The 14831-nt window shown below is 46.3% G+C and carries 10 protein-coding genes and 2 tRNA genes; 10 read left to right on the forward strand and 2 right to left on the reverse strand.

What is annotated here, in order from left to right:
* The first annotated feature begins 25 nt into the window (after positions 1–25).
* Positions 26–292: a hypothetical protein gene (locus BMY80_RS07800; RefSeq protein ID WP_093142550.1), complete on the forward strand. Its 267-nt coding sequence runs from the start codon at positions 26–28 to the stop codon at positions 290–292.
* A 403-nt stretch (positions 293–695) separates the two neighbouring features.
* Here BMY80_RS07800 and BMY80_RS07805 read toward each other — a convergent pair.
* Positions 696–772 (reverse strand) — tRNA-Met (locus tag BMY80_RS07805).
* A 397-nt stretch (positions 773–1169) separates the two neighbouring features.
* Positions 1170–1246 (reverse strand) — tRNA-Met (locus BMY80_RS07810).
* A gap of 528 nt (positions 1247–1774) precedes the next feature.
* Here BMY80_RS07810 and yfcE point away from each other — a divergent pair.
* From yfcE to BMY80_RS07860, 9 genes are all read left to right on the forward strand, one after another.
* Positions 1775–2329, forward strand: coding sequence for a phosphodiesterase (gene yfcE, locus BMY80_RS07815; RefSeq protein ID WP_093142552.1), 555 nt, complete (start codon positions 1775–1777; stop codon positions 2327–2329).
* Positions 2330–2423: 94 nt separating this feature from the next.
* Positions 2424–4268 (forward strand): ABC transporter ATP-binding protein, encoded by a 1845-nt coding sequence (locus tag BMY80_RS07820; RefSeq protein WP_093142554.1) that lies wholly within the window; start codon positions 2424–2426, stop codon positions 4266–4268.
* Between the two features lie 359 nt (positions 4269–4627).
* Positions 4628–5275, forward strand: coding sequence for a GTP cyclohydrolase I FolE (gene folE, locus BMY80_RS07825; RefSeq protein WP_031580345.1), 648 nt, complete (start codon positions 4628–4630; stop codon positions 5273–5275).
* A 204-nt stretch (positions 5276–5479) separates the two neighbouring features.
* The gene (locus BMY80_RS07830) at positions 5480–6103 is read left to right on the forward strand and encodes a hypothetical protein (protein ID WP_093142557.1); all 624 of its coding nucleotides are present in this window, start codon (positions 5480–5482) and stop codon (positions 6101–6103) included.
* 103 nt (positions 6104–6206) lie between these two features.
* Positions 6207–7232, forward strand: a complete 1026-nt coding sequence (locus BMY80_RS07835; protein WP_093142559.1) for a glycosyltransferase family 2 protein — start codon at positions 6207–6209, stop codon at positions 7230–7232.
* A 23-nt stretch (positions 7233–7255) separates the two neighbouring features.
* A complete protein-coding gene (locus BMY80_RS07840; protein WP_093142562.1) occupies positions 7256–7840 on the forward strand; it encodes a GtrA family protein in 585 nt (194 codons plus the stop codon).
* Positions 7841–8120: 280 nt separating this feature from the next.
* Positions 8121–9467 (forward strand): hypothetical protein, encoded by a 1347-nt coding sequence (locus BMY80_RS07845; RefSeq protein WP_093142564.1) that lies wholly within the window; start codon positions 8121–8123, stop codon positions 9465–9467.
* Positions 9468–9703: 236 nt separating this feature from the next.
* Positions 9704–10492: a tRNA pseudouridine(38-40) synthase TruA gene (gene truA, locus BMY80_RS07850; RefSeq protein WP_093142566.1), complete on the forward strand. Its 789-nt coding sequence runs from the start codon at positions 9704–9706 to the stop codon at positions 10490–10492.
* Between the two features lie 1413 nt (positions 10493–11905).
* Positions 11906–14776: a PKD domain-containing protein gene (locus tag BMY80_RS07860; RefSeq protein ID WP_093142571.1), complete on the forward strand. Its 2871-nt coding sequence runs from the start codon at positions 11906–11908 to the stop codon at positions 14774–14776.
* The last annotated feature ends 55 nt before the right edge of the window (positions 14777–14831 follow it).

Raw genomic sequence — 14831 nt, forward strand, 5'->3', positions numbered from 1 at the left:
ATTATATATTTAGGAAAACTTAAGAATGAATTATCTTTCAGCAGGACAGGATCCCAGAGTAATGACGATAAAGGACTGGTATGTTGTCTCTTTAATCACAATGATTCCTCTGGTTAATTTAATTGTTTTAGCCTACTGGGCTATTCAGGATCCGAACAGTTACAAGAAACCAAGTCTGATCGCATACAGCCGTGTATCGCTGATTACGGCAGTTATCAGCATGGTAATTTTCTTCCTGTTCGCAGGTTCGGAAATAATGAATTTGTTGGAACGTCTTCAGCAGATGCAGTAATTGAAGGCAATCGTGGTTTCAGATACAGCAAATCACGTTACCTGTTAAAGTCAATGTAACACCGGACATGGTAAAACTGATGTTCCGGTGCTTATTTGAGAGAATCCTGCCGTTCACATTTTTACGGAACGGATTTGCGTAAGCTGCGGTTAACGATTAATGTGCCGGAGGTTTGCGGTCATTTCACTTAAAATCCCGTATTCAGTCAGTCGCCTGAAAACTTCATAACATTAAGAGCCGGTGCGGCATCCGTATTTATGCCGGAATTAAATCAGGTTATTTTTCCGAGAAGTATTTTTCAGTATTTAATGTTCCGGGTCTGATGAACATCGGGACAGTCATGAAAAAAACAGTTGTTCCCGCATGGGAATTTTCAAAGGATTAAAAGGGGATTTAATAAAGATGGTTGCGGGGGCCGGATTTGAACCAACGACCTTCGGGTTATGAGCCCGACGAGCTACCAGACTGCTCCACCCCGCGTCAAACGGAAGTGTGCTTATAATAACACTTTTTTCTGTATTTGCAAGAAATTATAAAAAAAAATCCGAATTTATGTATTTTTGCCGATTTTTTATACGAAAACACTGGTATTCAAGGCTTTGGTGAAACGGGGAAACAGAAATAATCAATCAGGATCGTCAAAGATTCAGAATGTGTTTTTATACTCAGTTGAAGTTCATCCCCAGACACCATACTTATTTACAGGACTGGGCAGATTCTCAGTCTGAGAAGATTTCCGGAAAGAGATGCAGGGACACATGAAAAAACGTTATGCACCGGGACGGAAAATGATAAATGACAGCTGTCAGTAATATTGTGAATAACCTGATACTAAAAGTGAGATTCTGTTGATAAGCCGGACTGTCACTGAGACAGATGGTTGCGGGGGCCGGATTTGAACCAACGACCTTCGGGTTATGAGCCCGACGAGCTACCAGACTGCTCCACCCCGCGTCAAACGAAACAGGCATAATGTTAACACAAAAAATCCTAATTGCAACCCATTTAGAAAAAAAAGTCCGTTCCGGTGCTTAAACGCCTTATATTTGAGCAATATGAACATGATGTGTACAGAATGGCAGGCATCTTCCTTACAGCGGCGGGACCTCCGGAAGTTTACACTGAAATCACGATGAGCTTTCCGGGAATATGTTAAACCTGTTATGACAGCTGTAACATCTTTGGGATAAATTGTCCGTGGTTATTGGCCGGAGGTGCATCCATGAATGTGTTGCTGCAGGAAAGAAGCTGAAATAAGGTTAAATTTGCAGGTGTTTCAGATGTTATGACAGGTGTGGCACCTGTCGGAGTGGCGTAAAATGAATCCGGCTGTCCGGTAGAGCAATCTCTGTTTTCAGACAGTTTCCTTTTGAATTAAGGAATTTCTTTTAATTTTTTTTCTTTGATAAAATCAGCATATTCAGACGGCAAATTTTTACAAATAAGCTATAATTAACCGGACGATATGAGGAGATTTACAAGATGACTACATACGCAGTGATATCCGACGTTCACGGTAATGCCGACAACCTGGAAAAGGCGCTGAAGGTGGCTGAGGCCAATAATGCCGATTTTCTGATTTTTCTGGGGGATTTTCTGAACCACGGTCCCCGCAACGGACTGCCGTCAGATTATGATCCGATGTATATCGTAAAACTGCTGAATTCGGTAAAGGAAAAGATTATTGCCGTGAGAGGCAACTGTGACAGCGAGGTGGACTCCAATCTGCTGGAATTTCCGATAGACGCCACCTACAATACCCTGGTCATCAACGGACGCAAGGCTTTCATGACTCACGGACACCGCTATGACGAAACCGATGCCGAGTACATCGGTCCTGGAGAAGGAGACATCTTCATGAGCGGTCATACGCACTGTCCGGTACTCAAAAAGAGTCGCGGAGGCATTTACATTCTCAATCCCGGATCCATAACCTTTCCGCGCGGGGGCAGCGACAGGAGCATGGCGGTGATTGACGATAACGGAATTTCGTTAAGGGATCTGAACAATAACGTTGTTGAGGAAATCAGATTCTGAAAATCCATGCCGCAGACGGAAAGCTGACGGCTGCGGATTTGAGATGAACTGCCGGAGACGGCAGGCTGATGAAATGATTATGGAAGGCTGAGAAGTGTTTAATTTTTTTGAGAAGTTAATATCTCCGTTTTCAGAAGATCCGGTGGAAAAACCGCCAAGAGGTTTTTTCAGGTTTGTCTGGTTTTTTGCCAGAGACATCAGATGGTTCCTTCTGGTAATCTCCGTACTGGCTGCCGTCATCGGAGCGGGGGAGGCCTTTCTCTTCTATTTCATCGGTCTTTTCGTGGATATCCTTTCAGAAACTGAACCCGGAGCCGTCTTTGCCGAACACCGGGGCGTGTTCATTCTGTTCGGTACCATGACCCTGATTCTGCTTCCGGCCTGCATTACCCTGCATGCTCTCCTTCTTAATCAGACCGTACGAGTCAATTTCCCGATGCGCATGCGCTACAGGATGCACCGTTATCTCCTGAGACAGAGTCTTTCGTATTTTGCGGAGGAGTTTTCCGGAAGGGTATCCCAGAAACTGATGCAGACCGCACTCAGTCTGAGGGACACCGTACTCAAGTTTGCCAACGTCATCGTGCATATTCTGGTGTATTTTGTCACCATGATGGCGGTTCTGGCCGAAACCGACCTTTATCTCATGCTGATAATGCTGGTCTGGTTCGCCGTTTATCTCTTCCTGATGTATTACTTCATTCCCCGCCTCAGCCGTTTAAGCAATGACAATGCCGAAAAGAGATCCCTGATGGTGGGCGGTATCGTGGACAGCTATGCCAACATCCAGACCGTGAAGCTCTTTTCCCAGTATTCCCGCGAGGAATCCTATGCCCGCGGAAACATGCAGGCATGCGTCGATTCCGAATACGGCATGATGCGCATGGTTACAAGATTCAATGTCAGTGTGCAGATTATCAACTATCTGCTGATCTCTGCCCTGGTTCTGGCTTCCGTAAGACTCTGGTCTCAGGGTGTCGTGCCGGTCGGAGCCGTTGCCGTGTCTCTGGGACTTGCCATAAGAACAGCCAATCTTTCCCAGTGGGTGATGTGGGAAGTGGGCATGCTTTTTGAAAATGTCGGTAATGTTCTCAACGGTATCGAGGCTCTTTCCCGTCCTATAGACATAAATGATCCGGAAACACCTGTGAAATCAAGCAATCTTAACGGCGACATCCGCTTTAAGGACGTGGTGTTTGCCTACAATCCTAAGGTCAGGGTGTTCAACGGTCTCAATCTGCACATCAGAAAAGGTGAGCGCATCGGTATCGTCGGACCTTCAGGCAGCGGTAAATCAACTCTGGTGAACCTGCTCTTGAGGCTTTACGAGGTTAATTCCGGCTCCATAACCATTGACGGTGTTGATATCAGAAACATGTCTCAGGACGAGCTTCACCAGTCGGTAGCCATGGTGACTCAGGATACCTCTCTGCTTCACCGTTCCGTCAGGGACAACATTTCCTACGGCAGATCGGCCGATACCAAGGGCGAGGAGCTTGAGGTACTGGTCAGAGCCGCCGCCGATCAGGCCAGAGCCACGGATTTTATCGAGCTTCTGAGCGACTCTCAGGGCAACAGCGGTTTTGACACTCAGGTGGGCGAACGCGGCGTAAGACTTTCGGGCGGACAGCGCCAGAGAATAGCCATTGCCCGCGTGATTCTTAAAAACGCGCCTATTCTGATTCTGGATGAGGCCACATCCGCTCTTGATTCTGAAGTGGAGGCCGCCATTAAAGACAATCTGGAAGGACTTATGGAAAACAGAACCGTTATCGCCATAGCCCACAGACTTTCAACAATTGCCTCTATGGATCGTCTTATCGTTCTGTCAGGCGGGGAAATCATCGAGCAGGGGACACACAGGGAACTTCTGGAGAAGAAGGGGGTTTATGCCCGTCTCTGGCAGAAGCAGACCGACGGTTTCCTCGGCCTTAAATGATTTTTTCGGAACCGCACTGAGAATCACATGTTCTTTTTCCTGTCAGAAATCAGTCATTGAGGCTCTGACAGGCTGAACCGCGTTTCGGACCAATGCCTGCGGTACGGCGGTGTTCTGTCTCTGTGACGCGGAAATGGAATTCCCTCGTAATCACTGATGTCCGCTGATGGATAAAGAAGTACCGCATGCCGTGAAAACGGCTGCTGAATATTTAAAAGATTCATATTGATTTTTCCTTGTTTTACAACACTTGAAGATGATTTATTTGTTATCTTTCAGGTTCTATAAAAAATTGTGAAATGCTTCCTGTTTTGGAGTACAATAACAGCAGTTTTAAAACGATAACTTCGGAGACTGAGATGAGTGAAATAAGCAAAGAAGCTGCAATGGTACGTGATGCCCTTATAGCACAGGGGCTTGAAACTCCGCGTATCCCAGTTGAAATGTCTCATGACGAACAGAGAGCCGAAATTGAAAAGCACATGGGTGCCGTAATGGACATCCTTGGTCTCGATCGTTCTGACGACAGCTTAAACCGCACTCCATACCGTATAGCCAAAATGTACGTGAATGAAATTTTTTCCGGTCTTGATTATGCCAACTTTCCTTCAATCACCGTTATCGACAACAAGATGAAGGTCGATGAAATGGTTAAGGTAAGCAATATCACCCTTACCAGTACCTGCGAACATCATTTTGTAACCATTGACGGTAAGGCCAAGGTGGCTTATCTGCCTTCAAGAAAAATTATCGGTCTTTCCAAAATCAATCGTATTGTACAGTTCTTTGCCCGCAGACCGCAGGTTCAGGAACGTCTGACCCAGCAGATTCTTGTTGCGCTTCAGACCCTGCTTGATACTCAGAATGTGGCCGTTACCATTACCGCAACTCACTACTGTGTCAAGTCACGCGGGGTGCAGGATGCCACAAGCGAAACCACCACAACTGCACTGGGCGGTTATTTTAAATTTAATCAGGCTTCCCGTCATGAATTCCTGACCGACTGATGTCAGGTCATGAATCCGGCGAAGACGAAATAATCATAAAAACAATAAATTAAAGAATAATAAAGACTATGAACCGCCACAGCCCCGAGAGGTCTGTGGCTATTTACGATAGTTTATAAGAAGAAAGACCTGCATGAGAGTTCCGACGTGTGTTTATAAGAAAAAACGGAACATGGTGCAGGCGGAACATTTGGATTTACGTGTATGAAAAATAAAAAGACCGGTTCCCTTTATGCGGCCGGGATGCTCATCGTGATACTGGCCATGGGGCTGTATTACGTGTATGTACTTGATCTGAACCGTCACAGAAAGGTATCCGATTCCTACAGGTACTATTATCTGGACAAGAAGCTGAGATTCTGGAACAAGTATCAGAGCATGTATGTTATTCCCGGTCATGTATATGACACTACCATTGAACGTCCGTACTTTCTGGAAAAGAGCAGTGTTTCAGCTCCGGAAAGTGACGGTTCAGGCATGAACTTCAGCGACAGTACGGCTCTTATCTTCAAGATGTACAAGAACCCGGACAGACTTTACGTGTATTTCCGTCTGAAGTCGGAAATGGGGCATACCATGATTACGGTCGGCAGTCATTCAACCGCCTATCTGGATGAACCCGGCAGCTATGAGATTTACATTCCCGTTGAACCGGAGTTCATAGACGACAATCCGGGAACGGTAAACCGCGTGCCCGTAAGCACCTCTCTGCCTGTAAGCATCTACGCTCTGGCCATAACCGCAAAAAAATCAGTTCCGGAATACTACGGACAGTACAGCCTGAGCAGAATAACTGTTGAAGATTATCCGGAACCTGAAGTCCGGTAACGGATGATGTTTTTGGAAAATCCGGATTTTTAAGGTCCGGATTTAAGCCGGAGGCGACGGTAAGTCACTGATTCGGTGTTTTTTGTTTTTTTGGCATAAAAAAATGGACAGAAATAATTATTTTATAACTCTGCTGGTTCCTGTTTACAACGAACATGAATCAATAAACAGTTTCTACGATGAAGTTACCAGAACTCTTCATGAAATTGAAGGTCACTACGAAATCCTGTTCGTGAATGACGGCAGCAAGGATGATTCCGTACAGATTATCAAAAAGCTGATCGCCAGGGATTCCCGCGTGGCTCTGGTTAACCTTTCACGCAACTTCGGCAAGGAAGCTGCCATGACCGCTGGTCTCAGGCATGCCTCAGGCGACGCGGTGATTCCTATCGACGTGGATCTTCAGGACCCTCCGGAACTGATTATCGAATTCGTGAAGGCCTGGCTGGACAAGGGATACGACATGGTATACGGCATCAGGGTTGACCGTTCTCAGGATACTCCTTTAAAGAGACTTACCGCAGGCGCCTTCTACAGAGTGTTCAACGTGATGACCAACAAGGTGCACATTCCGGTGAATGCGGGGGACTTCCGTCTGATTGACCGCAGGGTTATCGATGCCATCAATCAGCTCCCTGAAAGAAACAGATTCATGAAGGGCATCTTCGCCTGGGCAGGTTTCTCATCCTACGGCATTCCTTATGAAAGACCGGAAAGACATGAGGGCTCCTCCAAGTTCAATTACTGGAAGCTGTGGAATTTCGCTCTCGACGGTATCGTGAGCTTCTCCAGCATGCCTCTCAGAATATGGAGCTATATCGGCGGGGTGCTGGCGGTAATCGCTTCCTGCTACATGGTATACATCATCAGCAAGACCCTGATTCTCGGTAATAACGTTCCGGGCTATGCCTCAACCATGTGCGCCATCCTGTTCCTGGGCTCCGTACAGCTGATTTCCATCGGTATTCTCGGTGAATACGTATCCCGTATATTCATCGAGGTCAAGAACAGACCGGTATATATTCTGGAAAATATCTACCGCAACTCCAAATCTTCCGTAAGCCACGGCGAGACAAAGGAAGTTGAACTGTCGGAAGAAGCTGCGGACACCAACGAAAGCAGACAGTAGCCGCATTATTTCGGAGACAGGCAATGAGCTTAACCATGAGTAACGGCGGAATAGCCGCCATTCTGAGAAGCGGGGAATTCTGGAGAATCGTCAGATTCGCGTTTATCGGCGGTCTGGCGACTCTGGTGGATCTGGCCGTGACCGTTCTGATGTTTCAGGTGGTAAAGCCTGAAGGCGTCGGCTCTTTTCTGGGAATGCTGGCGGGATTTGCCGGCATCTCATATGATGCGGCAGGTCTCTGCGGGAGCGTAGGCACCTATTTTGAAGAGATTGTATCGGCAGTAAGTTTTTCCACTGCCTTCCTGGTGTCCTTCTTCGGTCACACCAGGGTAACCTTCAGAAAGAAGGGCTCGGCTTCAGTCTTCATCAGGCTGATGATTCTGTCGGTGGCCACTCTGTTCTTAAGGGCTCTGCTGATAAATCTGATGAAGAACGGCCTCGGTCTGTACGGATACGTTCCGGTAATCACCGCCATGGTGATTGTTACAGCATCGACATATGCGGGGTCAAAGTTCTGGGTTTTCAGCAAGGCGAGGGACATCGGGGAGGATGATGTTCCGGAAAAGAGTCGGAACGGCGACGGATTAAGCGAAGTGAAAGACAGATAAAAAACTGCGAATGTGTCCGAATCCGTGTCGGACGGACACATAAAACCCTTATCCGTAAAGAACCGCGGAAGAGTATCTGCAGATAACGGCAATAAAAGATTAGATAAAAATAAAGTTTCGGATAATAACAAATAATAATAAAGACAAGTGAACATTGTTTATCGGTATTCATAAAAACGTTATACATACATAATGAATAAGATAAACCGGTAGCGTTCCGGCATGTTCCGGGCGTGATATTAGACTTGAAGTGGTAGAAGTGTAAAACCGGCTCATTGACATGCATAATAATATAAATAATGAAAAAACATACAGAAGTAATTCCAGGGCGGTTTCCACTCCCGTGTACGGGTGGAACAGAACATGGGATTGTTCTTATACAAAAAACAGTTATTCCGGTGTGTTTTCCGGAAAGGATCAGCCTTCATCCCTGAATAATCTCAACAGGGGATCCGGCTGGGGAAGATTTTTCAGAACAGACATTCTGAACAGAATGGTAAGCGAGTCCTTATGGATTATTCTGCTCTTTTTACTGTCCAGACTGGTGCTGTTTTCCATTATCTATCTGGGGAACGTGCATTATCCTCCGGAAATCAATTATATCCACGAACCGGTATTCAGCAGTATGGTGACCGACACCATGAACATCATGTGTCAGTTCGACTGCGGCTGGTTTGAAACCGTGGCCCGCGACGGCTATGCTCCGGTTCCGCAGAATCTTACTACGGGACACGCAGCCAACTGGGCTTTCCTGCCGGGGTATCCGATGACCGGCCGTCTGGCTGCCATGGTATTCGGCGAGAATTATCTGGCGGGGCTGCTTGCCGTGAGCAATCTGGCTTTCCTTCTGGCGCTGTTCCTCTGGAACAACTATCTGAAGGTGCTCGGTTTTTCACGTCCGGCACGTGACATTTCCACCGTGCTGCTCTGTTTCCTGCCGTATTCAATCTACTTCATGGCTCCTTACTCAGAGAGTCTTTTCCTGGTATTCTCCATTCTGGCGTTTACCTTCCTCAGCAGAAAGAACTTTCTGATGGCGGGGCTTGTGGCCATGGGCATGACGGCCACCAGAAACGTGGGCGTGATGTTCGTGTTCCCGCTGCTTCTTGCCGGAATCATGGAATACGGATTCAGAAATCTCTTTACCTTCAACAGAAACAATCTGAAGCTGATACTGGGTATCATGTGCGTGCCTCTGCCTATGTTCATCTATCAGAACTATCTGTATACCCTTACCGGTGACAGCTTTGCCTTCATGCACATCCAGTGGGCGTGGGGACGTTCCATGGGCAATCCGGTAAAATACGTGATAGACGGGCTGATGACCGGCGGCTACAAGGAATACTTCAGTATCGTGATTATCCTGAGTCTGCCGCTCGTATGGTACCTGTTCAGGAAAAAGTACTATGCCGAGGCTCTTTATTTTGCCATCTGCATTCTGATTCCGATAATGACCGGGGTTAACGCCTTCCCGAGATACATGTTCTGCATGCTTCCGTGTCTGCTGACCTTTACGCTCATTGCCAGAAACAGCAGTACGGCAAGATGTCTTCTGCCGGTGGTGTTTGCCCTGTTCAGCGTGTTCTTTGCCATGGCGTGGGGACACTACAAGTTCTTCGTGATTTAATCTGCAGACGGACTTTCAGGTGTTATTGATCTGACAGGGGGCTTTTCAGAGGTTCTGAAAAGCCCCTGTTTTTTAATGTGATGACGGAACATTTTTATCCGCCGGCCTGATATCAGGCTGTCATGTTCCCGTCATAATGTTTCTGCCGGTTTGTTGTTGCCGGTTTTTGTGGTATATTTAGCCGGTAATTTCAGCCTTTTACGGCTAGCATGATAATCATCAAAAGGATTTCTGTAATGAACATAGCTCTGGGAATAGAGTACAACGGACAGGCATATAAGGGGTTTCAGCGTCAGAAAACCTTTGACAGCGTTCAGGAAAGAATTGAGAAGGCCTTAAGCAGAGTGGCCGGAACCGAAATTGAAACCTTCTGCGCCGGGCGTACCGATGCCGGTGTTCACGCTACCGGACAGGTGGTAAACTTCATAACGGACGCGGTAAGGCCGGAACATGCCTGGATGCTGGGAACCAACGTTTTTCTGCCTGAGGACATCAGCGTCAAATGGGTGAAGCAGACCACCGATGATTTTCATGCAAGATTTTCGGCAACGGCGAGACGCTACCGTTACGTCATTCTCAACAACCGCAGCCGCCCCGGAATTCTTTCCGGAAAGGTGTCCCACTACTATCACGGCATTCTTAATGAAAAGGCCATGCACGAGGCGGCTCAGTGTCTTGTCGGCGAACATGACTTTACAAGCTTCAGGGCGGCAGGATGCGAAAGCAGAACTCCCTGGCGCAATGTTCACAGAGTTGAGGTAAGCCGCATCGGTGACTACGTGATTGTCGACATAACCGCCAACGCGTTTCTGCTCCACATGGTCAGAAACATCGTGGGCTCCCTGCTTGAGGTGGGGTATGAAAGACAGCCGGTGGAATGGATGGCCGAAGTGTTTGCCGGTCTGGACAGAACCAAGGCGGGGCCTACCGCCCAGCCGGACGGACTTTACCTTGTGGATGTGACTTATCCAGAGGAGTTCGGTATGCCGAAAAACACCAATCTCGGACCGTTCCTTCTTCTGTAAACGAGCTTAAATCAAGGCCCGGAAGGGCTTTACACAGTTTAATCACATTTATGATAATGTTATAAATAACTGCCTGAACCGGCCTCCGGAGCTACAGGTACGTAAAAAGTTAACCACAGCCGGTTTCAGACAGTGATGAAAAAGTTAGCTAAAAAGATGTCTGATTGGTGTATTTTTGAACGAAAAAATAATAAAAAAGCTTGATTTATTTTAATTCACAACTTTATACCCCAAAAGTGTGAATAAGCCAAAAACCTTGATATATCTCAAAAAATATTGATAAAAATACGATTTTTTACGAATCCGGAGCACGAATTTTAAAAATCGATATTGATAAAATTTATTCTTTTACGCAGTCCCCGTAAACCTCCTGAAAGCTGCCTGAAACAGGCGTTTTCACATCCGGTTTACGAGCTTTCCAGAAAAAAAATCAGAAAAACGGCACTGCTTTTGAAAAAAAAACGGCAGTACCGTATCCGCAGAATTCCGAAACCTGTTTCCGGCAGAAATAATCTCTGTCCCAGCCGGATACGTAAAAACACAAACGTATGGTTCCCCCGCACAGTCCAGTCTGCTGAATGCCGGAGTGCCGGAACCTCATCTCCCGGCGGATGACGGGACTCTGAGGAAAATACTCTCAGCCCCTGAAAATAAAGGCTTTTTCACACTTCTCATTATCCACCTTCCCGGTCACCGGGATTGAAACTTATACCTGACATGATACGTAAGCATGGAAAAACATACCTGATACGCCGTTATGCCGAAACAGCTCCGGTACTCCGGCAGAAACCGCGGGAAGCAGGGGTTTTTCATCAGAAAAAATTGAATCATCACGATCATATATTTTTAAATATGAAATAAATATATAAAAATAATAATTTTGATAAAAGCGTTTTCATGACATCAGCATCATGCCGCATGTTTACGCTGTTCAAAATCTGTACAGAAAAAGTTTTTATGTTCAAAGGTCCGCAGACGGAATTATGACGAATATTTTTTATTTTTCGAGTTTAATTATTTTTAATAATCAATAGGTGAAGCAGCTTTTTTTATGAAGAGTTTTTGTGCAGTCTGCTGAATTTTTATCCATTCTGATAATATTTTTTCACTGTTAAATCATGATCTGAAACACATGATTTAACGTGTGTAAAAATAAAGTGAAGTTACATCAGTGATTATATATTATTTATATCAATAAGCCTTTAAAAATATGTTAAATTAGTATATTACGGCTGAAAATGTACTAAAATCTTTTGATTTGTCTAAAATTAATGCGACATTGATCAATATTCATGAAAACGTTTTATGCTATCTTAAAAAACGTAAAAAGTTAAATTAATGTAAAAAAGTGGAGATTTTGTTTGATATTCATCAATTTTTCTTTTTGTTTAAGGATAGACGGAGTAATTATTAATGATCTTAAATAATTTTAAGGTAAAACTTCTCAGTTTTGCCGTGTCTTCTGCTGTACTGGCACTGGCCGCAAACGTGGCCCATGCCAGGAATTATGAAGGTGAAATGGTTATAATTCAGCCGTTTCAGTGGACTTATGAAAATATAGCAAAAGAATGTACTGAGTATCTCGGACCTGCCGGATTCGACGGTGTGCAGATTTCCCAGGCGGCGGAGCATAAGAAGGTTGACGGTAAATGGTGGGGTATATACCAGCCGGTAAATTTCAAGAATTTTAATACCACCGCAGGCAGTGAACAGCAGCTTAAAGCCCTGATAAAGACCTGTAACGATGCAGGTGTCAGGGTATTTGCCGATGCCGTAATCAATCAGAGAGCAGGTGACGGCGTCAGTACCGGCGGTTCCTCCTTCAGTGCCTATAACTATCCGGACGGATTTACAAGTGAGGACTTCCATCACAACAACTGCTCCATCGGAAACCGTTATGACAATGCATGGATAGTCAGAAACTGCGATCTGAGCGGTATGCCGGATCATGCAACGGATAACAGCAGTACTCAGGATAAGATAGCTGATTACTTCGTCAGTCTTCTGGACATGGGAATATACGGCTTCCGTATAGACGCCGCAAAACACGTCAAATACGATGACATCAATGCCATTATGGAAAAAACCGCGGCCAAAGCCGGAAAGAGACCTCCGATTTACATGGAGGTTATCGGCAATCCCGGCAATGAGGCTGATGACATTCAGCCGGACAAGTATGCCTGGATTGATAATGCCGTAGTAACTGATTTCAGTTATGTTGACAGAATCAAGGAAACATTCAACGGCAGCGGTTATGCCAAGGCGCTTACTTTCGGACTGTCTCATGTTGATGCCGAAGACGCGGAAGTATTTATTAATAATCATGATGATGAATGGGGCCGTGCATCTGCGGGCAGTTATTCAATCAAGTCTCAGAACAATCCTGATTATCATCTGGCCCAGTCATGGCTCGTCGTATGGCCTTTAGGCAAGGTAAGACAGATTTATTCCGGATATCAGTTCCCGGTAAAAGACGACAACGGTTTCCGTATAAGCGATGATACCCATGACCAGGCGGGTCCGCAGGGGGCACCCCGCTGTGAAGGCGGCTGGCTGTGTCAGCACCGTGTACCGTTTGTTCTCAATTCTCCGAGATTTGCCAGAGCCACCAGAGGTACCGGAGTTACATCCAAGGGTTTTGATGACGGAGCTTTATGGTTTAACAGAGGAAGCAGGGGTTTCTACGCTCAGAATACCACCGGTAATGCCGTAACCCATACCTTCACGGTTGAAGTGCCTGACGGAGAGTACTGCGATATCCTGGGAGCACCGGATCCTAAGAACAATCCATGCGGCTCTGATGTTACCGTAAGCGGCGGAAAGGTTACCTTTACCATACCGGCCAAAACTGCCGTGGCTATCTGTACCGATGAACAGTGGTGCGGAAAGGGCGTTTCTCCGTGCGAAAGCGATCCGACGGGAGCAGCCTGCGTATGTAAGGATGAAACTACGGTTAACGGGGTGTGCGTAAGCTGGTGTAATTCTCATTCATCAAATGAAGAATGCGCCTGTGTCCTGAATCCGAATGATGCCGGCTGTCAGGCTGATATTGAGCAGACAAAGGGTAAACTCTGTTACGTAGGCACTTCAAACAAGTGGACTCAGGAACCTCTGACCTATAACCGTAAAACAGGTTTCTGGACCCTTGGCCTCACTCTTGACGGCAAGGGGGATACCGCCGGCGCTCAGCGCTTTAAGGTTACCGACGGCTGTTCATGGGACGGTACCGTTTACGGTTCATCCGGAGTTGCCGGCAGACTTGCCGTAAATACATCAGCCACCGGAGATGAACCGGTTTCACTGGTGGGAAATTATATTCTTTCCATCAATGACAGAACCATGGAGTACTCCTTCACTCAGGCCGGCGGCAATCAGCCTCCTGTCGCATCATTCACTTCGACGGTTAACGGTCTCTCTGTTTCTTTTGACAATACTTCAACCGATCCTGAAGATGATGAGCTGACCTACAGCTGGAATTTCGGTAACGGCATGACCTCTGCTGAAAAATCTCCGGACGTGACTTATGAGGCTGCAGGTAAATATACGGTTACCTTAAAGGTTACGGATTCAGCCGGTAATACCGATACTCATACTCAGGACGTAACAGTGACTGTTCCGGGTAAATACGCAAAGGTTGCCCTGAGAGGTTCCCACAATAATTACGGGACTGATTTACTTGCAAAAAGCGGCAGAGCTTCAGAATGGGAGGGAACATTTGAATTCAGTGATACCACCAAATTCAAGCTTGAAGCACTGCCGTTATCCAGGGATCAGTGTATTTTCCTCGGCGGCAGTGCAGGTGTGGCTCTGACTGCTTCAGGCGGCTTTATAACCCTTCCGGCAGGAAATTATATTATCAGTTTCAATGAAGAGACCAGGGTTCTCAGTGTAACTGATGTGCACCAGGACTGTGATTCGGATTCCGACGGCTGCGTGCCGGATCCGTGTGCTGAAAATCCTTCACTGTGCGAGGAGGATCCCTGTGAAAAGGATCCTTCACAGTGTGCATCCGATACCAGAAAGTACTGTGATACCGACGGAACAACCGGTAACTGTCAGAACAGTGACTATGCATATCCGTTCCTCGGTGCCGAATATACCAAATCAGCCACTGTTTTCAGAATCTGGTCTCCTGATTCAGCCAACGTAAGCGTAACCGTTGACGGTCAGACATATGCGATGAGCAGGACCAATATCAGCGGATATACCGATGTTTATGAAGTAACTGTTATGAAACGACCTTTGTCAAGCAGAAATTTAGGCAAGACATTTTCCTCAGTGTAAGCACGGCATTGGCCACTCTGTTATACGTGGATTGGATACCTCAGGTCAATGGTTC

This window comes from Ruminobacter amylophilus, assembly GCF_900115655.1.
Lineage (GTDB): Bacteria > Pseudomonadota > Gammaproteobacteria > Enterobacterales > Succinivibrionaceae > Ruminobacter > Ruminobacter amylophilus.

Coding starts and splice junctions, on each gene's coding strand:
- yfcE (WP_093142552.1), top strand. CDS start 1,775: ATGACTACATACGCAGTGATATCCGACGTTCACGGTAATGCCGACAAC.
- BMY80_RS07840 (WP_093142562.1), top strand. CDS start 7,256: ATGAGCTTAACCATGAGTAACGGCGGAATAGCCGCCATTCTGAGAAGC.
- BMY80_RS07860 (WP_093142571.1), top strand. CDS start 11,906: ATGATCTTAAATAATTTTAAGGTAAAACTTCTCAGTTTTGCCGTGTCT.
- BMY80_RS07835 (WP_093142559.1), top strand. CDS start 6,207: ATGGACAGAAATAATTATTTTATAACTCTGCTGGTTCCTGTTTACAAC.
- folE (WP_031580345.1), top strand. CDS start 4,628: ATGAGTGAAATAAGCAAAGAAGCTGCAATGGTACGTGATGCCCTTATA.
- truA (WP_093142566.1), top strand. CDS start 9,704: ATGAACATAGCTCTGGGAATAGAGTACAACGGACAGGCATATAAGGGG.
- BMY80_RS07830 (WP_093142557.1), top strand. CDS start 5,480: ATGAAAAATAAAAAGACCGGTTCCCTTTATGCGGCCGGGATGCTCATC.
- BMY80_RS07845 (WP_093142564.1), top strand. CDS start 8,121: ATGCATAATAATATAAATAATGAAAAAACATACAGAAGTAATTCCAGG.
- BMY80_RS07800 (WP_093142550.1), top strand. CDS start 26: ATGAATTATCTTTCAGCAGGACAGGATCCCAGAGTAATGACGATAAAG.